Source organism: Thioclava atlantica, assembly GCF_000737065.1.
Lineage (GTDB): Bacteria > Pseudomonadota > Alphaproteobacteria > Rhodobacterales > Rhodobacteraceae > Thioclava > Thioclava atlantica.
Map to the genome: position 1 here is coordinate 61,985 of NZ_AQRC01000007.1, position 18,858 is coordinate 80,842.

Here is an 18,858-nt window from a genome sequence, read left to right on the forward strand (position 1 = left end):
CGTGAGCCAATCGGGAATTGATCCGCACCCATGTCCGCCGACGCCCAGAACGCCCTCGCCCAGTTGCGCCACCTGATCACCTCGAGCGATCTCGGCGAGGGAGGACAATTGCCGACCGAGCGGGCTCTGGCCGAGGAGCTCGGGGTGTCGCGCCGCGCGCTGAGAGCCGCGCTCGAGGTGCTCGAGGAGGAAGGGCTCGTCTGGCGCCGCCAGGGCAAGGGCACCTTCATCGGCCAGCCGCCCGATCCGCACGGAAAGATCGCGGCCGATATCGTGCAGGTGGTCGATGCGCAGGCGATCATGGAGGCGCGGCTTTGCGTCGAGCCGGCGCTGGCCGAGCTTGCGGCCGCCCGCGCGACGCCGGCGGATGTCGAGCAGATGCGCCGGCTCGTCGATCATATCGGCCTGTCGCCCGCGACCGAGACGGCGGAGTTGTGGGACGGCGCGCTGCACCGGATGATCGCGCGGGTCGCGGGCAATCCGATCCTGTTGACCGCCTTCCAGCTGATCGACGAGCTCCGTATCCGCGAGGACTGGCAGGCGCTGCGCGAACGTGCGCGCTCGGCCGCCTCGATGGCGAAATCCGATCACGAACACCGCACGATGATCGACGCGATCGAGGCCGGGGACGGCGCGAAGGCCCGACGCTGCATGGAGACCCACCTGACCCGTCTCGCAGGCACGCTCGTCACCTCGAACACCAAAGCGGAGGCCGCGTCATGAGCGACACCGCCCTTCTGACCGTGCGCGACCTCGCGATCCGCATCCGGGGCGCGCAGCGCAACCTCGTCGAGGAGGTCTCCTTCTCGGTCGCCCCCGGCGAGACGCTCTGCCTCGTGGGCGAGTCGGGCTGCGGCAAGAGCCTGACCGCGCTCGCGCTGATGGGCCTGCTCGCCAGCCCTCCGCTCGAGATCGCCGAGGGCGCGGCGGAATTCGAGGGACAGGATCTGCTGACCCTGCCCCGCACCGAGCGCGCGAAGCTCAGCGGCAACCGGATGGCGATGATCTTCCAGGAGCCGATGAGCGCGCTCAACCCGGCGATCCGCATCGGCGAGCAGATCGCGGAATCGGTGCGCCGCCATCAGGGGCTCGGGCATCGCGAGGCCGAGGCGCGCGCGCTCGAGATGCTGCGCCGGGTGCGGATCCCCGCGCCGGAAAAACGCCTGCGCGAATTCCCGCACCAGCTCTCGGGCGGGATGCGCCAGCGCGCGATGATCGCGATGGCGCTCGCCAACGACCCGGCCCTGATCATCGCGGACGAACCCACGACCGCGCTCGACGTGACGATCCAGGCCCAGATCCTCGACCTGATGCGGGCGCTGCGCGACGAGGCGGGCACGGCGCTCATCATGATCACCCACGATCTGGGCGTGGTCGCCGAGATGGCCGACAAGGTGGCGGTGATGTATGCGGGCCGGGTGGTCGAGGCGGGCCCGATGGCCGAGATCTTCGCAAATCCGCAGCACCCCTACACGATCGGTCTGATGAGCTCGATGCCCTCTTTCGGGGCACGCACCGAGCGGCTGGTCACGATCCCCGGCATGGTCCCTCCGATCGCGACGATGGCGCCCGGATGCCGATTTGCGAGCCGCTGCCCCTTCCGCGCGGCGCAATGCGCGCAGGTGCCGCCGCTCACCGCGCTGGACGGCCATTCCGTCGCCTGCTGGCGCGCCCCGCTCGAACGTCTGGAGGAGCCCGCATGAACAGGGTCATCCTCGAAGCGATCGCTCTCGAGCGCCGCTTCACCACCGACAACCCGATGTTCGGCACCCCGACCGTGGTGCATGCGGTCAACGGGGTGAACCTGAAGGTGCGCCAGGGCGAGACCTTCGCGATCGTGGGCGAATCCGGCTGTGGCAAATCCACCCTCGCGCGCGTGCTGACCCGGCTGATCCCGGCCTCGGGCGGCGCGGTGCATTTCGCCGGGCGCGATCTGTCCCTGCTCAAGCCCGCCGAGGTGCGCGCGCTGCGCCGCGAGATCCAGTTCATCTTCCAGGACCCGTTCTCCTCGCTCAATCCGCGCATGACCGTGGGCGCGCTGATCGAGGAACCGATGCGGGTGCACAAGATCGGCACCCGGGCCGAGCGCCGCGCGCGCGTCGGCCAGCTTCTCGAACGCGTGGGCCTGCCCGCGCAGGCCGCGAGCCGCTTCCCGCATGAATTCTCGGGCGGCCAGCGCCAGCGTATCGGGATCGCGCGGGCGCTCGCTTCCGAGCCGACGGTGGTGATCGGCGACGAGCCGGTCTCGGCGCTCGATGTCTCGATCCAGGCGCAGGTGGTGAACCTACTCGCGGATCTGAAGGAGGAATTCGGACTGACGCTGGTGGTGATCGCGCATGATCTGGCGGTGATCCGGCACATGGCCGACCGGGTGGCGGTGATGTATCTGGGCGAGATCGTCGAGCTTGCCCCGGCCGAGGCGCTCTTCGAGACCCCGCGCCATCCCTATACCGAGGCGCTCGTCGCCGCGATCCCCCTGCCCGACCCTGCGATGCGCCGGGCCGAGGCGCGTGTCGCGGGCGAATTGCCCAACCCGATCGCGCCGCCTCCGGGCTGCAAGTTCCACCCGCGCTGCCCCTATGCGGTCGAGCGCTGCGCCCGCGAGCGTCCCGCATTGTCGCCCGCCGATGCGCAGGGCCGCCAGGTCGCCTGCCACCGCGCCGCCGACCTGTCGCTCTCCGGTCTCGCCGAGACCGAGACCGTGCGCAGCCCCGCCGCGCAGCGCCGCTTCGATCTTTACGCCAAGGCCCGCGCGGCCGAGGCGACCACCGAATAACCGCCCACAGAAGGCGGCAAGCCCCAGCAAGGAGACAAGGAAGATGAAGAACCCAGGAAAGACACTGGCCCTCGCCGCCGCGATGGCGATGATGGCGCATTTCGCCCATGCGACAGATCTGCGCATCGGGCTTCAGGAAGATCCCGATGTGCTCGACCCCGATCAGTCGCGCACCTTCGTCGGGCGGATCGTCTACGCCTCGATGTGCGACAAGCTCGTCGACATCACCCCCGATCTGAAGATCGTGCCGATGCTCGCGACCGGGTGGAAATGGTCCGATGACGGCAAGGCGCTGACGATGACCCTGCGCGACGGCGTCACCTTCCAGGACGGCACGCCCTTCGACGCCGAGGCGGTGAAGTACAATATCGAGCGGTCGAAGACTTTCGAGCTCTCGCGCCGCAAATCCGAGGTGAAGTCGATCGAGTCGGTGGACGTGGTCGATCCCCACACCGTCACCTTCAACCTCGCGGCGCCCGACGCCACCCTTCTTGCGCAATTCGCCGACCGCTCGGGGATGATGCTTTCGCCCACCGCGGCCGAGAAGGAAGGCGCCGATTTCGGCCTGCACCCGGTCTGCGCGGGGCCGTTCAAATTCGCCGAGCGCGTCCAGCAGGACAAGATCGTGCTGGAGAAATATGACGGCTATTACGATGCCGACAAGATCCACTTCGACAAGGTGATCTTCCGTCCGATCCCCGACACGACCGTACGCCTGGCGAACCTGCGCGCGGGCGATCTCGACATGATCGAGCGCCTCGCCCCGACCGACCTGGCCTCGGTCAAGGCCGATGACAAGCTCGCGACCGCCTCGGCCGTCTCGATCGGCTATCAGGGGATTACGATCAACACCGCCAATACCGACCGCGCCAAGAACCCGCTGGGCGAAAGCAAGCTGGTGCGCCAGGCGCTCTCGCTCGCGATCGACCGCGACGCGCTCAACCAGGTGGTGTTCAACGGCGCCTTCGCGCCGGGCAACCAGCCCTTCCCGCCGACCTCGCCCTGGTATGACAAGGACTTCCCGCTCCAGCCGCGCGACGTCGAGAAGGCCAAGGCGCTTCTGAAGGAAGCCGGCTATGACAAGGTGAGCGTCGAGATGCAGACCTCGCCTTCGCCGCAGACCCAGCAGGTCGCGCAGGTGATCCAGGCGATGGCCGCCGAGGCCGGGATCGACATCAAGATCGTGACCAAGGAATTCGCCACCATGCTCAAGGATCAGACCGCGGGCGATTTCCAGTCCACCCAGGTCGGCTGGTCGGGCCGCGTCGATCCCGATGGCAACATCTACGGCTTCGTCGTCACCGGCGCGGGCCTCAATGACGGCCATTACTCGAACCCCGAGGTGGACAAGGCGCTCTCGGATGCGCGGCTCTCGACCGATCCCGAGACGCGCAAGAAATCCTATGACGCGGCGCAGGCGATCCTGATGGACGAGCTGCCGATCATCTACCTCTACCACCCCGTCTGGCTCTGGGCCTACAGCGCGAAGCTGAAGGGCTACACCCCCTATGCCGACGGCATGATCAGGCTCCAGAACGTTTCGCTGGAGAACTGATCCCTGCGGCCCGGCGCCTCCCCTCGGCGCCGGGCCAATTTGGAAAGCTGAGCCATGTTCGAATTCATCCTCCGCCGCCTGCTGATCGCGATCCCGACGATCCTGCTGATCTCGATGTTCGTCTTCGGGATGCAGAAGCTCCTGCCCGGCGATCCGGTGCTCGCGATGGCGGGCGAGGAGCGCGATCCCGCGACGATCGAGATGCTGCGCGAGAAATACCATCTCAACGACCCGATCCCGCAGCAGTACCTTTACTGGATCACCTCGGCCGCGCGCGGAGATCTCGGGATCTCGCTGCGCACCCAGGAACCGGTGACCGATCTGATCGGACAGAAGCTGCCGGTGACGATCCAGCTCGCGGTGATGGCGCTGATCGTGGCGCTGGTGATCGGGATCCCGGCGGGCGTGCTCTCGGCCTACAAGAAGAACACCTGGATCGACTGGTTGTCGAACATCGTCGCGCTGTCGGGCCTCTCGATCCCCAATTTCTGGCTCGGGATCATGCTGATCCTGCTGGTCTCGGTCCGGCTCGGCTGGCTGCCGGCCTCGGGCTATGTCTCACCGTGGGAAGACCCCCTGCGCTCGTTCCAGACCATGCTGATGCCCGCCGTCGTGCTGGGCACCGGACTGGCCGCGGCGCTGATGCGCCATACCCGCTCGGCGATGCTCGGCGTGCTGAAATCCGATTACGTCCGTACCGCGCGGGCCAAGGGCCTGTCGGAACGCGTGGTGCTGATCAAGCATGCGCTGCGCAATGCGCTGGTGCCCGTCGTGACCGTCGCCACGCTGATCTTCGGCGAGCTTCTGGGCGGCGCGGTCCTGACCGAACAGATCTTCACCATCCCCGGCTTCGGCAAGCTCGTCGTCGATGCGGTCTTCAGCCGCGATTACGCCGTGGTGCAGGGGATCGTCCTGTGCACCGCGATCGCCTTCATCGCGATGAACCTTCTCGCCGACATCGCCTATCGCCTGCTCAATCCGCGCATGAGGAACCAATGACCGCAGCCGCCGATCCCGTTCTCCTGCCGCCCCGCAGCCGGTCGCGCGCCTGGGCCAAGCTCCGGGCCAACCCGGCGGCGCTTCTGGGCGCGGTGCTGGTGCTGTTCTTCGTGCTGGTCGCGCTCGCCGCCCCGATCCTGCCGATCGACGACCCGACCAAGACCAGCTGGACCGCCGTGCGCAAGGCGCCCTCGGCGGCGCATTGGCTGGGCACCGACGAGATCGGGCGCGACCTGCTGAGCCGGATGATCTGGGGCGCGCGCGCCTCGCTGATGGCCGGCGTGGTCTCGGTCGCGATCGCGGTCGCGATCGGCGTGCCGCTGGGTGTGCTCGCGGGCTATCTGCGCGGCTGGACCGATGCGGCGATCAGCCGGATGACCGAGGCGCTGCTGGCCGCGCCCTTCCTGATCCTCGCGATCGCGCTCGCGGCCTTTCTCGGCCCGTCGCTCAGCAATGCGATGATCGCGATCGGCCTCTCGGCAATGCCGGTCTTCATCCGCCTCTCGCGCGCCCAGACGATGGACGTCCTGACCGAGGATTACGTCGAGAGCGCCCATGCGATCGGGGTGCCGCCGCTGGCGCTCCTGTGGCGCTACGTGCTGCCCAACATCTTCCCGCCGATCCTCGTGCAGGCGACGCTGACCGTCGCCACCGCGATCATCGCCGAGGCCTCGCTGAGCTTTCTCGGCCTCGGCCAGCAGCCGCCCGCGCCCTCCTGGGGCTCGATGCTGAACACCGCGAAGAACTTCCTCGAACAAGCCCCGTGGATGGCGATGTGGCCCGGCCTCGCGATCTTCCTCGTGGTGCTCGGCTTCAACCTCGTCGGCGACGGGTTGCGCGACGCGCTCGACCCGCGCGACATATGACTTTCCCAGTGATCAGGACCCTTCCATGAGTTTCACAACCCGCCCCGAAATCCTCGGCACCTTCGGCGTCGCCGCCTCGACCCACTGGATCGCGACCTCGGTCGGCATGGCGATCCTCGAAAAGGGCGGCAACGCCTTCGACGCCGGCGCCGCGATGGGCTTCGTGCTGCAGGTCGTCGAGCCCCATCTCAACGGCCCGATGGGCGATCTGCCCGCGCTGATCTGGCCTGCGGGCGAGGAGCGCCCGACCGTGATCTGCGCCCAGGGCGTCGCCCCCGCGGGCGCCACGATCGAACATTACAAGGCCGAGGGCCTGTCGATGATCCCGGGCTCGGGGCTGCTGGCGACCGTGGTGCCCGGCGCTTTCGACGGCTGGATGCTGATGCTGCGCGATCACGGCTCGCTGCCGCTGCGCGACGTTCTCGAACCCGCGATCCATTACGCCCGTGCGGGCCATCCGACGCTGGCGCGGGTCTCCAACACGATTGCGGGGCTTGCCGAGTTCTTCCGCGACGAATGGCCGACCTCCTACACGACATGGCTGCCCGGCGGCGAGGCTCCCGCGCCGGAGAGCCTCTTTGCCAATCCCGATCTCGCCGACACATGGGAGCGGATCCTGCGCGAGGCCGAGAGCGCCTCGGGCCGCGTCGCGCAGATCGACGCCGCCCGCGCCGCGTTTTCCAAGGGCTTCGTCGCCGAGGCGGTCGACAAGTGGATCGCCGAGGCCTGCGTGATGGATGCGGCCGGCGCGCGGCGCAAGGGCGTGCTGACCGGCGAGGACATGGCGAGTTGGGAGGCGAGCTACGAGGCCCCGGTCTCGGTCGATTACAACGGCGCGGAAGTGTTCAAATGCGGGCCGTGGTCGCAGGGACCGAGCTTCCTGCAATCGCTGCGCACCCTCGAGGCCGCGGGCCTGGACGGGATGGACCTCTCGAGCGCCGAATTCGTCCATACCGTGACCGAGGCGATGAAACTCAGCTTCGCCGATCGCGAGGCCTATTACGGTGATCCCGATTTCTCCGATATCCCGCTCGAGACGCTGCTCTCGCGCGACTATGCCGCGACCCGTGCCGCACAGATCTCCGGTTCGGCCTCGCTCGACCAGCGCCCCGGCCAGATCGCGGGCTACGAGGCCTGGGCCAAGGCCGCGATCGAGCGTGCGGGCCGCGAGACCGAGGCGGCCGGCGTGGGCGCGGGCGAACCGACGATGGCGCATCTGGTCAAGAAGCACCCGACCGAGAAACGCGGCGACACCGTCCATATCGACGTGATCGACCGCTGGGGCAACATGGTCTCGGCCACGCCTTCGGGCGGCTGGCTGCAAAGCTCTCCGGTGGTGCCGGGTCTCGGGATGCCGCTCAATTCGCGCGCCCAGATGTTCTGGCTCGAGGAAGGCGTCGCCACCTCGCTGATGCCCGGCGCGCGGCCGCGCACGACGCTCACCCCCTCGATGGCGGTGCGCCCGGACGGCGCGAAGATGGCCTTCGGCACGCCCGGCGGCGACCAGCAGGACCAGTGGCAGCTGATCTTCTTCCTGCGGCTGATGCATTCGGGCGCGAACCTGCAAGAGGCGATCGACGCGCCGCTCTTCCACACTGCGCATTTCCAGGCCTCGTTCTACCCGCGTGGCGTGCGGCCCGGTCACCTGATGGTCGAGCCCTCGCTGGGCGAGGCGGCGATCGCCGATCTGCGCGCGCGCGGCCACCGGCTGGAGGTAGCCGAGCCCTGGACCGTGGGGCGGCTGACGGCGGCGCAGCGCGACCCCTCGGGGCTGATGCGCGCCGCCGCCACCCCGCGCCTCATGCAGGCCTATGCGGTGGGGCGCTGAGATGGCGGACAAGCTCACCACCGGGGATATCGCGGCCGCGGAACCCCTGTTCGGGATCAGCTACACCGAGACCGAGCGCGCCCAGATCTGCGAGGGGATCGAGCACCAGATCCTCTCGGCCGTCGCGCGGCGCGAGCTGGTCTTCGCCAATCACGAACCGCCCGCGTTGCGCTTCGATCCGCGCCTCGCCGGGTTCGAGATGCCCGCCGAGACCGGGCTGCGTTTCTCCGCCGACGATCCCGGCCCCCTGCCCGAGACATCTGAGGATATCGCCTACGCGCCCCTGCCCGCGCTCGCCCACTGGATCGCCACGCGCCAGATCACCGGCCGTGCGCTGACCGAGATCTATCTCGCGCGGATCGAGGCGCTGAACCCGCGCCTCTATTGCTTTGCGACGCTCTGCCCCGAACGCGCGCGGGCCGAGGCCGACCGGACCGACAAGCTTCTGGCCGAGGGCACGCATCTCGGGCCGCTGCACGGCATCCCCTACGCGCTCAAGGATATCTGCGACACCAAGGATATCGCGACCGCCTGGGGGGCCGAACCCTATCGCGACCGGATCCCCACGCGCGATGCGGCTGTGGCCGAGCGGCTTTCGGCGGCGGGCGCGGTGCTGCTGGGCAAATCCGCCGTGGGCGCGCTCGCGCTCGGCGATGTCTGGTATGGCGGCACGACCCGCAACCCGTGGAACCTCAACGAAGGCTCGGGCGGTTCCTCGGCGGGCTCGGCCTCGGCCACGGCGGCGGGCCTGTGCGGTTTCGCGATCGGCACCGAGACGCTGGGCTCGATCACCAACCCCTCGCAGCGCTGCGGCACGACCGGGCTGCGCCCGACCCACGGCCGGGTCTCGCGGCGCGGCTGCATGGCGCTCTGCCCCTCGCTCGACAAGATCGGGCCGATCTGCCGGGGCGTCGAGGATACGGCGATGGTTCTCGCGGCACTCAACGGCGCCGATCCCGGCGATCGCGGCTCGATCGAGGCCCCGTTCTCCTTCGATGCGGGCGCGGGGATCGCGGGGCTGCGCGTGGGCTACCTGCCCGAGGCCTTCGGCGAGGGCGCGACCGAGGTCGATCATGCGGCCCTGCAGGCGGTGCGCGATCTCGGGCTCGCACCGGTCGAGGTGGCCCTGCCCGACCTGCCCTATACCGCGCTCTACGATCTCCTGCATGCCGAGGCCGCCGCGCAATTCGAGGATCTGACGCTTTCGGACGAGGACGACCGGCTCACCCGGCAGGACCCGGCGGCCTGGCCCAACCGGTTCCGGATGGCGCGCTTCCTCTCGGCGGTGGATCACGTCCAGCTCGACCGGCTGCGCTACCGGGTGATGACCGCGCTCGATGCGCTGTTCTCCGAGATCGACGTGCTGATCGGACCGTTCAATACCGGCCCGATGCTGGTCGCGTCGAATTTCACCGGCCATCCCTGCCTGCATCTGCGCGCGGGGTTCGTGCAGTCGGGCACAAGGCCGCGCGGGGTGCTGGGATCGCAGGCGCAGATGATCGCGCCGGGGCCGCGCTTCCGGGTGCCGCACGGGATCTCGCTCTGGGGGCGGCTCTTCGACGAGGGCACGATCCTGCGGCTCGGGCTCGCGCTCGAACAGGTCTTCGGCGTGGCGGGCGAGCGTCCGACCTTCGCCGAGTGAGCGCCGCAGATCAGCCCTGATAGGCGCGCAGGAATTCCGTCAGCGCGTCTACCGCCTGCCCCATGTCTTCCGCGCTCGCATATTCGGCGGGGTTGTGGCTGATCCCGCCGCGGCAGCGCACGAAGAGCATCGCGACCGGGCAGAGATCGACCATCGCCGAGGCGTCATGCGTCGCCCCCGAGGGCAACACCACCGGCGCGCGTCCCGAAACCGCCTCGACCGCGCGCGCGAGCCCCGCGCGCAGCGCCTCGTCGCAGGCTTGCGCAGCCTGGGCATAGGTCTTCTCACGCGTGATTTCGGTGCCGGTACGCGCGGCGATCGCCTCGTAGATCGGACCGAGCGCGGCGGCCGCCTTGGCGCGCGCGGTATCCTCGGCCGCGCGGATCTCGATGGTCAGATCGACCCGCGCGGGGATCGCGTTGACCACATTGGGGCTGACATCGAGCGCGCCCACCGTCGCGCGGATATCATGCTCGCAGGCCAGATCATGCACCGCGCGCACCAGATCGGCCGCGCCCAGCAGAGCGTCATGGCGCAGCCCCATCGGCACGGTGCCGGCATGGCCCGCCTCGCCTATCACCGCGACCTTGTGGCGTTCGATCCCCGAGATCGCGCTCACCACCCCGAGCGCGGCCTCCTCCGCCTCGAGCACGGGGCCCTGTTCGATATGCAGCTCCAGATAGCCCGCCACCTGCGCCGGATCGCGCGCAAGGCCCATCGCACCCGCCGCATCGCCACCGATCCCGGCCAGCGCATCCGCGAGCCGCACCCCCGCCCCGTCCCGCATCTCGAAGACGGCCGGGTCGAGCGTGCCCGCCAGCGCGCGCGGCCCGATCAGCGCGGTGGGAAAACGCACCCCCTCTTCGTCCGCGAAGGCGAGGATCTCGACCGCGACCGGCAGTGCCGCATCGCCCAGAGCCTCGAGCGCAAGGCAGCCGAGCGCCACCCCCATGATCCCGTCGAAGGCCCCGCCATGGCGCACGCTGTCCTGATGCGAGCCGATCAGCAGCGTGGGGGCGCCGGGAGGCCCCTCGCGCCGCCCGATCAGCGTGCCGGCCGCGTCGAGATGCGTCGCGCAGCCCGCCGCGTGCATCCAGCCCTCGATGATCCCGAGCGCTTCGCGGTGCTGGGAGGTGAAGGGCAGACGCGTGACGCCCGGCCCTTCCTCGGATGCCTGCGCGATACGCTCCAGCCGGGCGCGCGCGATTTCTCCCCAATCGGACATCGGACCCTCTTTATTTATCATGATAATTTGTCTCTACTCTTTCGCACCGCTATGGTCTAGGACGAAAACACCGCCCCCCTTCGACGACAGGACGATGACGCGCAGAGCCAGCTCCGAACCCAAACGCCGCCGCCCCGCACTGGTCGCCGACCAGATCAAGGACTGGGTCGTGGCGCAGCGCCTGAAGAAAGGCGACCGTCTGCCCGGCGAGGCCGAGCTGATCGAGCGGTTCGGGATGTCCAAGGGCACGATCCGCGAGGCGATGCGGCTTCTCGAGGCGCAGGGCCTCGTCGCGACGCGCACCGGACCGGGAGGCGGCTCCTTCGTCGGCGAGGTGAGCGAAGAGCGCGCCCGCGCGCTTCTGGGCAACTACTTCTATTTCAAGGATCTCACGGTCGCCGATATCTACCAGATCCGACGCGCGCTGGAGCCGGAAGTGGCGGCGAGCCTGGCCGGAAAGCTCTCCGAGGCCGATCTGGCCGAGCTCGAGGAACTGATCTCGCATTACGCCGCCCCCGCCGCCGACCCCGAGGAAGAGCGCGAACAGCATGTGGAATCGCTCAAGTTCCATGCCGTGCTTGCGCGTCACTCGGGCAATCCGCTGCTGTCCTTCCTGATCCGCTTCATGGCGCAGATCCTGTCGGACCTCACGGTCTACCGGAAACTCTACGCGCCGCCGAACCGCGAGCTGTGGGAGACCGGGCGCAACCACCAGATCGCGCTGATCGCGGCCCTGCGCGAGGGCCGCGCCGGTGACGCCCGCGCGATCATGGCCGATCACATGGAAACCGCCCAACGCCTGATGGAGGCGCAGGAGGCGCAGGTGATGAAACGCTTCATGGCCGAGTGAGCGAGAGCGCAGGAGCCCTCAGCGGAGGTCCTGCCGAATGGTTCTGCAGGCTGCCCGCGCCGCTCGGGTCGAACCGATGGGAAACCTGCCCCTCAATTCAGCCTCAAGACCCGGCACCGCTTCAGGTTCCAGAACTTCGCGGTGCCGTTCTCGCGCATCGCGGCGACGACCTCCCCGTTCAGGAATGTCGCGTCGGAAAGTGCTGGATCCCGCCACAAAGCCGGACTCTCCAGGGCGTTCGGCGCGACGACAATATCGTCATCCTCGATTGCTCTTGTGAGCGGCAATAACCATGTCTGCGGAGACCATTTGTCGGCGCGAAGGTGACGACAGGCCTCTGGCGCCAGGGCTTCAAAGGCCTCTCTTCGAAGAATGATGCGGTATCCCAGCTCAGAAAAATCTCCGTCTTTCGATCATGTTTGAAAATCCGCAACGGCAAAACCAATGTGCGCCCGAGATCGAATTTCAGAAGGGGTGCGGCAAGTTCACCAGAAATGACAATGCCACCTGCACCAATAAACAGTGAAGGCAAGCGTTTGATTGGGCCGTCTTCGTATTTTTCAAATGCAACAATCGGAAGGTCTTCGGAACGCGGCTCACCCCCGGACAAAATCGCCTTTCGCGCGGGTTCGTCGCGATCAAAATCAAGATCAGTTACGACATTGGTTCCATCACGGTGCAGATCGGCGATCCAGACGCTTTCGGTTTTCATCCGCAATCCTGAGACTGAAATAACTTCTGTCGAAAAGGGCGGTCCGGCGCGCTGATGGCGCGCCGGGGCGATAGTCGGCAATCAAACCTGTGAAGTCAAAGCCCCGTTGCGACGGGCGCTCTCTTACTCCGTCCCGGTCTCGGGCAGCGGCAGCGCCTCGGGTTCGACCAGATCGGGGGCGCGATGGGGATCGTCCAGCGTCGGCACGACGCGGGTCCAGCCGTAATAGGGTTCGGCCCGGGCGGCCGCGAGCAGATCGGCGAGATCCTCGAGCGGTTTGGCGGAGCGGTCGATGCGCAGGGTCAGCGGCGCGGCACTGCGCGAGACCACGAGAAGCGCCGCCGAGAGCAAGCCCCGGCTGTCGCCCCCGGCTTGCGCGCCCGCCACAAGCGCCGCCATCAGCCGGTCGTGCAGCGCGCCCGCGCCGGCGAGATAGGTATCGCGCACCGCCCGGATCACCGCCCAATCGGCGAGCATATTGCCCGAGACCACGACGCCCGGCCCTTCCAGCGCGCCACAGACCGGCACGCTTTCCGCGCCGGTGAAATGGCCGCTGCGCCCCGCCGGATCGAGCGCGGCGAGCTGACGATGGGCTCGGCCGGTATCGGGCGCGGTCACTTCGGCCACCGCCTCCGCCGCGGGCTCGCCCGCCTTCATCCGCGCCAGCACCTCCTCGCCCCAGAGCGTCGAGGGCGCGGTGCCCTGCGAGGCGGACAATCCCGATTCGGCCGTCCCCCGCAGCACCCAGCCGCCCACGCAGAGGCTGCCGGTCATGGCCGCGCCGCCCAGGCTGCCTGTTTTTTCGTCATATGCGAGGATCGATACCGTCACGGCGCGTCTCCGTTCAGCTGCCTCTTGCATTTATCATGATAATTTGCCCTCATGCAATTATCATAAAAAATATCAGCCAAGCTGAACAAAGCTGAACAGGAGAGGTACTATGGCGAAATTTTCTCTCACGCGGCGCGCGCTTCTGATCTCGGGCGTGGCGACGGGCGTGCTGGCGGGCACGGGCCTGCCCTCGATGGCAGCGACACCGCCGGGCGTTCTGGTCGTGGGCCAGATCGCGGAACCCAAGGCGCTCGACCCGGCCGCGGTCACCGCGGTCAACGACTTCCGCATCCTGATGAACATCTATGACGGGCTGGTGCGCTACAAGTCCGGCACGCTCGAGGTCGAACCCGCCCTGGCCGAGAGCTGGACGATCTCGGAGGACGGCAAGACCTACGTGTTCAAGCTGCGCCCGGGCGTGAAATTCCATGACGGAACCCCGCTCGACGCGGAGGCGGTGAAGTTCAACTTCGACCGGATGCTCGACGAGAACCACCCCTATCACCATACCGGCCCCTTCCCGCTCGCCTTCTTCTTCTCGAGCGTGGACACGGTCGAGGCGTCCGACGCCTCAACCGTCACCTTCACCCTCAAGGAGCCCTACGCGCCCTTCCTGTCGAACCTCGCCTATCCGACGGGGCTGATCGTGTCGCCCGAGGCGGTGAAGACATCCGACAAGGATTTCGGGCGCAACCCGGTCGGCACCGGCCCCTTCACCTTCAAGGAATGGCGTCCGAACGAGGCCGTGGTCGTCGAGGGCAATCCCGATTACTGGGACGGCGCGACGAGCCTCAAGGCGGTGATCTTCCGCCCGATCACCGACGCCAATACCCGCGTGGCCGAGATGCTTTCGGGCGGGATCGACCTGATGGTCGAGGTGCCGCCCGTCGCGCTCAAGGAATTCCAGAACGACAAGTATCACCTCGTCGAGCAGGCGGGCCCGCATCTGTGGTTCCTGATCCTCGATTGCGCCAAGGGGCCGTTCAAGGACAAGCGCGTCCGTCAGGCCGCCAATTACGCGATCAACAAGGAGGCGATCGTCAACGACGTGCTCGAGGGCACCGCGACCGTGGCCAATGGTCCGACGCCCGCCGCCTTCGCCTGGGCGCATGACGATCAGCTAAAGCCCTACCCCTACGATCCCGAAAAGGCCAAGGCGCTGATCAAGGAAGCCGGTGTCGAGGGGCAGGAGGTCACCTTCTACGTCACCGATGGCGGCTCGGGCATGCTCGACCCGGTGCCGATGGCCACCGCGATCCAGGCCGATCTGAAGGCCGTGGGGCTCAACGCCAAGATCGAGACCTTCGAGTGGAACACCTTCCTGGGCAAGGTGAACCCGGGCCTCGACGCGAAGGGCCAGCATGTCGACATGGCCGAGATGGCCTGGATGACGAACGATCCCGACACCCTGCCCTATCTCGCGCTGCGCACCGATGCCTGGCCCGACAAGGGCGGCTTCAACTCGGGCTATTACTCGAACCCCGAGGTCGACAAGCTGCTGGAGGAGGCCCGCACCGCGACCGACCAGTCCAAGCGCGCCGAGCTTTACAAGAAGATGCAGCAGATCGTGCATGACGACGCGCCCTGGGTCTTCGTGGCGAACTGGAAGCAGAATGCGGTCACCAATGACAAGGTCTCCGATTTCACGCTGCAGCCGTCGTTCTTCCTGCTCCTCAAGGACGTGAAGAAGGCCTGATCCTTCAAGGAAAGGGGCGAGCCCGGTGACAGGCTCGCCCCTTTTTCCTGTGCTATTGTCGAGACCACGCGAACCTTCGGAGCTTCGATGGGCGGATACATCCTCAAACGCCTCGCCTTGGCGGTGCCGGTGATCCTCGGGATCACGGTGATCGTCTTCCTGATCATGGCGATGATCCCGGGCGATCCGGCGACCGCGATCCTCGGCTCCTACGCGACGCCCGAGAACGTGGCCAAGCTCAACCGCGATCTCGGCCTCGATCAGCCGCTGGTCGCGCGCTATTTCATCTGGCTGTGGAACATGTTGCACGGCGATTTCGGGCAGAGCTTCTCGCTGAACCGCCCGGTGATCGACGAGGTGCTCGAGCGGTTCAACAACACGCTGATCCTCGCCGGCAGCTCCTTCGTGCTGTGCTCGGTCCTCGGCATCCTCGCCGGTGTCGTCTCGGCGGCGCGCCAATACGGGTTCGCCGACAAGGCGATCACCTTCGCGGTGCTGCTGGGGATCTCGATCCCGTCGTTCTTCCTCGGGATGATGATGATCCTGATCTTCGCGGTGGACCTGCAATGGCTGCCGGTTTCGGGGATGTATGCGATCTATGGCGGCGGCGATCTGCCCGACCTGATCCATCACCTCACGATGCCCGCGCTCGCGCTCGCGGTGGTGGCGACGGGGGTGATCGCGCGGCTGTCGCGTTCGGCCATGCTCGAGGTGCTGCGGCAGGATTTCATCCGCACCGCGCGGGCCAAGGGGGTGCATGAGCGGCGCGTGATCTGTGGCCATGCCCTGCGCGCGGCGATGGTCTCGATCATCCCGGTGCTCGGTATCCAGGCGGGCTTCGTACTCTCGGGCGCGGTCTATATCGAGATCGTCTTCCAGTGGCCCGGCATCGGTCGGATGCTGGTCGATGCGATCTTGCAGCGCGACATCCTTCTCGTGCAGGGCGGCGTCGTCTTCGTCGCGGCCTGCTACGTCATCTTCAACATCATCGTCGATGTGGCGCAGAGCCTGCTCGATCCGAGGATCAAGACATGAGCGCCTTTCTCAAGCTTCTCGCCCGCAACCGGCTCGCGCTTGGCGGTCTGATCGTGATGGGGCTCGTGGTGGCGCTGGCCCTGATCACGCCGCTCCTGCCGCTGGCCGATCCGGACGTGACCAACACCGCCGATCGCTACCTGCGCCCGCTCTCCGACGGCCATCTCCTGGGCACCGACCAGCTCGGGCGCGACCTGCTCTCGCGGCTCCTGTGGGGGACGCGGCTTTCGCTGGGCGTGGGGGCGGCGGCGGCCATCTTCGCAGCCGTCTCGGGTGCCGCGGTGGGTATCGTCGCGGGCTATTTCGGCGGGCGCACCGACAACCTGCTGATGCGCGGCGTCGACATGCTGATGGCCTTTCCCTACATCCTGCTCGCGCTCGCGATCGTGGCCGCGCTCGGGCCCGGCCTCGTGAACGCGCTGATCGCGGTGGCGGTCGTGAACATCCCCTTCTTCGCGCGCAATATCCGCGGCATCACGGTGGGGCTCGCGCATAAGGAATTCGTCGATGCCGCCAAGCTCGCGGGGATGTCGCATGCGCGCATCATCCTCTCCGAGATCCTGCCCAACGTGGTCCCGGTGATCGTGATCGCGATGTCCACCACGATCGGCTGGATGATCCTCGAGACGGCAGGGCTGAGCTTCCTCGGCCTCGGGAGCCAGCCGCCGCAGGCGGATCTGGGGTCGATGCTGGGCGAGGCCCGCTCGGCGCTGATCACCAACCCCCATGTCTCGGTCATTCCCGGGTTCATGATCCTGGTGATCGTGATGAGCATCAACCTGCTGGGCGACGGGGTGCGCGACGCGCTCGATCCGCGGCTGAAATCGGGCGCGCTGAGCCGTCCGATGGCGGCGACCCGCGTCGACCGGCGCACGCGGCCCGACCGCGAGATCCCGACCGAGGGGCTCCTCAGCCTCGAAGATCTCCACACCCAGTTCCACGTCAAGAACCGCGTCTACAAGGCCGTCTCGGGCGTCTCGCTCTCGGTGAAGCCCGGCGAATGCCTCGGCGTGATCGGCGAGAGCGGCTCGGGAAAGTCGGTCACCGCGCTATCCATCATGGGGCTCGTCGCCTCGCCTCCGGGCGTGATCACCGGCGGCGCCGCGCGGCTCGAGGGGCGCGACATGATCGGCGCGCCCTATCCCGAGCTGCGATCGCTCAGGGGTCGGCGCGTGGCCTATATCTTTCAGGACCCGCTCGCGACCCTGCATCCGCTCTACAAGGTCGGTGACCAGCTGATCGAGGCGATCTCGTGCCACCGGCCGATCTCGAAGGCGGAGGGCCGCGCCAAGGCGATCGAGCTTCTCAAATCGGTGCGGATCCCGAATGCGGAAAGCCGGATCGACAGTTACCCGCACGAGATGTCGGGCGGCATGCGCCAGCGGGTCGGCATCGCGATGGCGCTCGCCAACGATCCCGACGTCATCATCGCCGACGAACCCACCACCGCGCTCGACGTGACCGTGCAGGCGCAGATCCTGTCGCTGCTCGACGATCTGCGGCGCGAACGCGGCCTCGCGATCGTCTTCATCACCCATGATTTCGGCGTCGTGGGACAGCTCTGCGACCGGGTCGCGGTGATGTATGCGGGCCGGATCGTCGAGCAGGGCCCGACCCGCCCGGTACTCGACGCGCCCGCCCATCCCTATACCGCGCGGCTGATCGCCTGCGTGCCCGAACTGGGCGAAGGCAAGCGCAAGCTCGAGGCGATCCCCGGCCTGCCGCCCTCGGTGGATGACCTTCCCAAGGGCTGCGCCTTCGCTGATCGCTGCGTGAAGGTCCAGGCCGGCTGCATGGTCAACGACATACCGCTTGAGCGGGCGGGCGCGCGCGCCGTGCGCTGCCTGCATCCCGAGACCGAGATCGCGGAGGAAACCGCATGAGCATCGCCCTGCAAGTGACCGATCTGTCGAAGACTTTTCCGGTCGGGAAGAAACTCTTCGGGGGCGCGAGGGGCTCGGTGAAGGCGGTTCATCCGATGACGCTGTCGGTCGAGACCGGCGAGACGCTGGGGATCGTCGGCGAGTCGGGCTGCGGCAAGTCCACGCTGGCGCGGATGCTGGTGGGGCTCTTGCCGCCCACGACCGGCACGATCGAGATCGAGGGCGCGGCGCTCGACACTGCCGATCCGGCCGCGTTCGGCAAGCGCATCCAATATGTCTTTCAGGACCCGATCAGTTCGCTCAACCCGCGCAAGACGATCCGGCAGATCATGGAGGCGCCCCTGCGCCTGCTGCACGGAATGGACAGGGCCGCGCGGGAAGAACGCATCCGCGAGATCTTCGACAGCGTGAACCTGCGCGCCGATTTCCTCGACCGCTACCCGCATGAGTTCTCGGGCGGTCAGGCGCAGCGCATCGGCATCGCCCGCGCGCTCGCCGCGCAGGCGCGCATCCTGATCCTCGACGAGCCGGTCTCGGCGCTCGATGTCTCGGTGCAGGCGCAGGTTCTGAACCTGCTCGCCGATCTGAAACGCGAATTCGGCCTGACCTACCTGTTCATCAGCCACGATCTCGCTGTGGTCGAGGCGGTCTCGGACCGGATCGCGGTCCTTTATTTCGGCTCCGTGGTCGAGGAAGGACGCGCCGAGGAGATCTTCGCGCATCCCCGTCACCCCTATACCAAGCTGCTGGCCGACAGTGCCCCGGTCGTGGGCCGTCCGCTGCGCGATCCCGAGACCGGGCAGGCGGAACTGCCCAATCCGCTCGATCCGCCGCCCGGCTGCGCCTTCGCCAAGCGCTGCCCCTACGCGACCGAGAAATGCCGCGCGACCGCCCCCGTGCTCGAACAGATCGGTCCCGATCAGCGCGTCGCCTGTTTCCACCCCCTGCCCGCGCGCTGAG

General features: G+C 67.7%; 16 protein-coding genes. 13 read left to right on the plus strand and 3 right to left on the minus strand.

Annotated elements, in window-relative coordinates:
- Positions 1–30: 30 nt before the first annotated feature.
- From DW2_RS10150 to DW2_RS10185, 8 genes are read left to right on the plus strand one after another with little or no spacing between them, the layout of a single operon-like run.
- Positions 31–723 (plus strand): FadR/GntR family transcriptional regulator, encoded by a 693-nt coding sequence (locus DW2_RS10150; protein ID WP_038146034.1) that lies wholly within the window; start codon positions 31–33, stop codon positions 721–723.
- Complete coding sequence (locus DW2_RS10155; protein ID WP_038146037.1) at positions 720–1,703, plus strand: ABC transporter ATP-binding protein; 984 nt, start codon at positions 720–722, stop codon at positions 1,701–1,703. The genes DW2_RS10150 and DW2_RS10155 overlap by 4 nt, the downstream gene beginning before the upstream one ends.
- Positions 1,700–2,776 carry an ABC transporter ATP-binding protein gene (locus DW2_RS10160; protein ID WP_038146040.1) on the plus strand — a complete coding sequence of 359 codons (1,077 nt, stop codon included), beginning with the start codon at positions 1,700–1,702 and terminating at the stop codon, positions 2,774–2,776. Before DW2_RS10155 ends, DW2_RS10160 begins: the two co-directional genes overlap by 4 nt.
- A 43-nt stretch (positions 2,777–2,819) precedes the next feature.
- On the plus strand, positions 2,820–4,331 hold the full coding sequence (locus DW2_RS10165) for an ABC transporter substrate-binding protein (RefSeq protein ID WP_038146042.1): 1,512 nt from the start codon (positions 2,820–2,822) through the stop codon (positions 4,329–4,331).
- Positions 4,332–4,385: 54 nt separating this feature from the next.
- Positions 4,386–5,330 (plus strand): ABC transporter permease, encoded by a 945-nt coding sequence (locus tag DW2_RS10170; protein WP_038146044.1) that lies wholly within the window; start codon positions 4,386–4,388, stop codon positions 5,328–5,330.
- Complete coding sequence (locus DW2_RS10175; protein ID WP_038146046.1) at positions 5,327–6,196, plus strand: ABC transporter permease; 870 nt, start codon at positions 5,327–5,329, stop codon at positions 6,194–6,196. The genes DW2_RS10170 and DW2_RS10175 overlap by 4 nt, the downstream gene beginning before the upstream one ends.
- 25 nt (positions 6,197–6,221) lie before the next feature.
- A complete protein-coding gene (locus DW2_RS10180; RefSeq protein WP_038146048.1) occupies positions 6,222–8,024 on the plus strand; it encodes a gamma-glutamyltransferase family protein in 1,803 nt (600 codons plus the stop codon).
- A 1-nt stretch (position 8,025) separates the two neighbouring features.
- Positions 8,026–9,666 (plus strand): amidase, encoded by a 1,641-nt coding sequence (locus DW2_RS10185; protein ID WP_038146260.1) that lies wholly within the window; start codon positions 8,026–8,028, stop codon positions 9,664–9,666.
- Positions 9,667–9,676: 10 nt separating this feature from the next.
- Here DW2_RS10185 and DW2_RS10190 read toward each other — a convergent pair whose 3' ends face one another.
- On the minus strand, positions 9,677–10,891 hold the full coding sequence (locus DW2_RS10190; RefSeq protein WP_038146051.1) for a M20 family metallo-hydrolase: 1,215 nt from the start codon (positions 10,889–10,891) through the stop codon (positions 9,677–9,679).
- A gap of 94 nt (positions 10,892–10,985) precedes the next feature.
- Between DW2_RS10190 and DW2_RS10195 the strand changes: the two genes are divergently transcribed.
- Complete coding sequence (locus tag DW2_RS10195; RefSeq protein WP_038146053.1) at positions 10,986–11,741, plus strand: FadR/GntR family transcriptional regulator; 756 nt, start codon at positions 10,986–10,988, stop codon at positions 11,739–11,741.
- A gap of 178 nt (positions 11,742–11,919) precedes the next feature.
- Here the strand turns inward: DW2_RS10195 and DW2_RS19745 are convergent, their stop codons facing one another.
- Positions 11,920–12,453 carry a hypothetical protein gene (locus tag DW2_RS19745; protein WP_156102942.1) on the minus strand — a complete coding sequence of 178 codons (534 nt, stop codon included), beginning with the start codon at positions 12,451–12,453 and terminating at the stop codon, positions 11,920–11,922.
- 123 nt (positions 12,454–12,576) lie between these two features.
- Positions 12,577–13,314: a DUF1028 domain-containing protein gene (locus DW2_RS10205; protein ID WP_272944424.1), complete on the minus strand. Its 738-nt coding sequence runs from the start codon at positions 13,312–13,314 to the stop codon at positions 12,577–12,579.
- A gap of 79 nt (positions 13,315–13,393) precedes the next feature.
- Here DW2_RS10205 and DW2_RS10210 point away from each other — a divergent pair, with 79 nt between their 5' ends.
- The 4 genes from DW2_RS10210 (at position 13,394) to DW2_RS10225 (ending at position 18,857) form a co-directional block, all read left to right on the plus strand.
- Positions 13,394–14,980: an ABC transporter substrate-binding protein gene (locus tag DW2_RS10210; protein WP_038146059.1), complete on the plus strand. Its 1,587-nt coding sequence runs from the start codon at positions 13,394–13,396 to the stop codon at positions 14,978–14,980.
- 87 nt (positions 14,981–15,067) lie between these two features.
- Positions 15,068–16,015: an ABC transporter permease gene (locus DW2_RS10215; protein ID WP_038146061.1), complete on the plus strand. Its 948-nt coding sequence runs from the start codon at positions 15,068–15,070 to the stop codon at positions 16,013–16,015.
- Positions 16,012–17,898, plus strand: coding sequence for a dipeptide/oligopeptide/nickel ABC transporter permease/ATP-binding protein (locus tag DW2_RS10220; protein ID WP_038146063.1), 1,887 nt, complete (start codon positions 16,012–16,014; stop codon positions 17,896–17,898). The genes DW2_RS10215 and DW2_RS10220 overlap by 4 nt, the downstream gene beginning before the upstream one ends.
- A complete protein-coding gene (locus DW2_RS10225) occupies positions 17,895–18,857 on the plus strand; it encodes an ABC transporter ATP-binding protein (protein WP_038146064.1) in 963 nt (320 codons plus the stop codon). The genes DW2_RS10220 and DW2_RS10225 overlap by 4 nt, the downstream gene beginning before the upstream one ends.
- Position 18,858: the final 1 nt, after the last annotated feature.

Bases quoted from the DNA above. Each gene is read 5' to 3' on its own strand.
- DW2_RS10215 (WP_038146061.1), top strand. From the start codon at position 15,068: ATGGGCGGATACATCCTCAAACGCCTCGCCTTGGCGGTGCCGGTGATC.
- DW2_RS19745 (WP_156102942.1), bottom strand. From the start codon at position 12,453: ATGAAAACCGAAAGCGTCTGGATCGCCGATCTGCACCGTGATGGAACC.
- DW2_RS10150 (WP_038146034.1), top strand. From the start codon at position 31: ATGTCCGCCGACGCCCAGAACGCCCTCGCCCAGTTGCGCCACCTGATC.
- DW2_RS10195 (WP_038146053.1), top strand. From the start codon at position 10,986: ATGACGCGCAGAGCCAGCTCCGAACCCAAACGCCGCCGCCCCGCACTG.
- DW2_RS10165 (WP_038146042.1), top strand. From the start codon at position 2,820: ATGAAGAACCCAGGAAAGACACTGGCCCTCGCCGCCGCGATGGCGATG.
- DW2_RS10170 (WP_038146044.1), top strand. From the start codon at position 4,386: ATGTTCGAATTCATCCTCCGCCGCCTGCTGATCGCGATCCCGACGATC.
- DW2_RS10160 (WP_038146040.1), top strand. From the start codon at position 1,700: ATGAACAGGGTCATCCTCGAAGCGATCGCTCTCGAGCGCCGCTTCACC.
- DW2_RS10225 (WP_038146064.1), top strand. From the start codon at position 17,895: ATGAGCATCGCCCTGCAAGTGACCGATCTGTCGAAGACTTTTCCGGTC.
- DW2_RS10155 (WP_038146037.1), top strand. From the start codon at position 720: ATGAGCGACACCGCCCTTCTGACCGTGCGCGACCTCGCGATCCGCATC.
- DW2_RS10190 (WP_038146051.1), bottom strand. From the start codon at position 10,891: ATGTCCGATTGGGGAGAAATCGCGCGCGCCCGGCTGGAGCGTATCGCG.
- DW2_RS10205 (WP_272944424.1), bottom strand. From the start codon at position 13,314: ATGCAAGAGGCAGCTGAACGGAGACGCGCCGTGACGGTATCGATCCTC.
- DW2_RS10180 (WP_038146048.1), top strand. From the start codon at position 6,222: ATGAGTTTCACAACCCGCCCCGAAATCCTCGGCACCTTCGGCGTCGCC.
- DW2_RS10175 (WP_038146046.1), top strand. From the start codon at position 5,327: ATGACCGCAGCCGCCGATCCCGTTCTCCTGCCGCCCCGCAGCCGGTCG.
- DW2_RS10220 (WP_038146063.1), top strand. From the start codon at position 16,012: ATGAGCGCCTTTCTCAAGCTTCTCGCCCGCAACCGGCTCGCGCTTGGC.
- DW2_RS10185 (WP_038146260.1), top strand. From the start codon at position 8,026: ATGGCGGACAAGCTCACCACCGGGGATATCGCGGCCGCGGAACCCCTG.
- DW2_RS10210 (WP_038146059.1), top strand. From the start codon at position 13,394: ATGGCGAAATTTTCTCTCACGCGGCGCGCGCTTCTGATCTCGGGCGTG.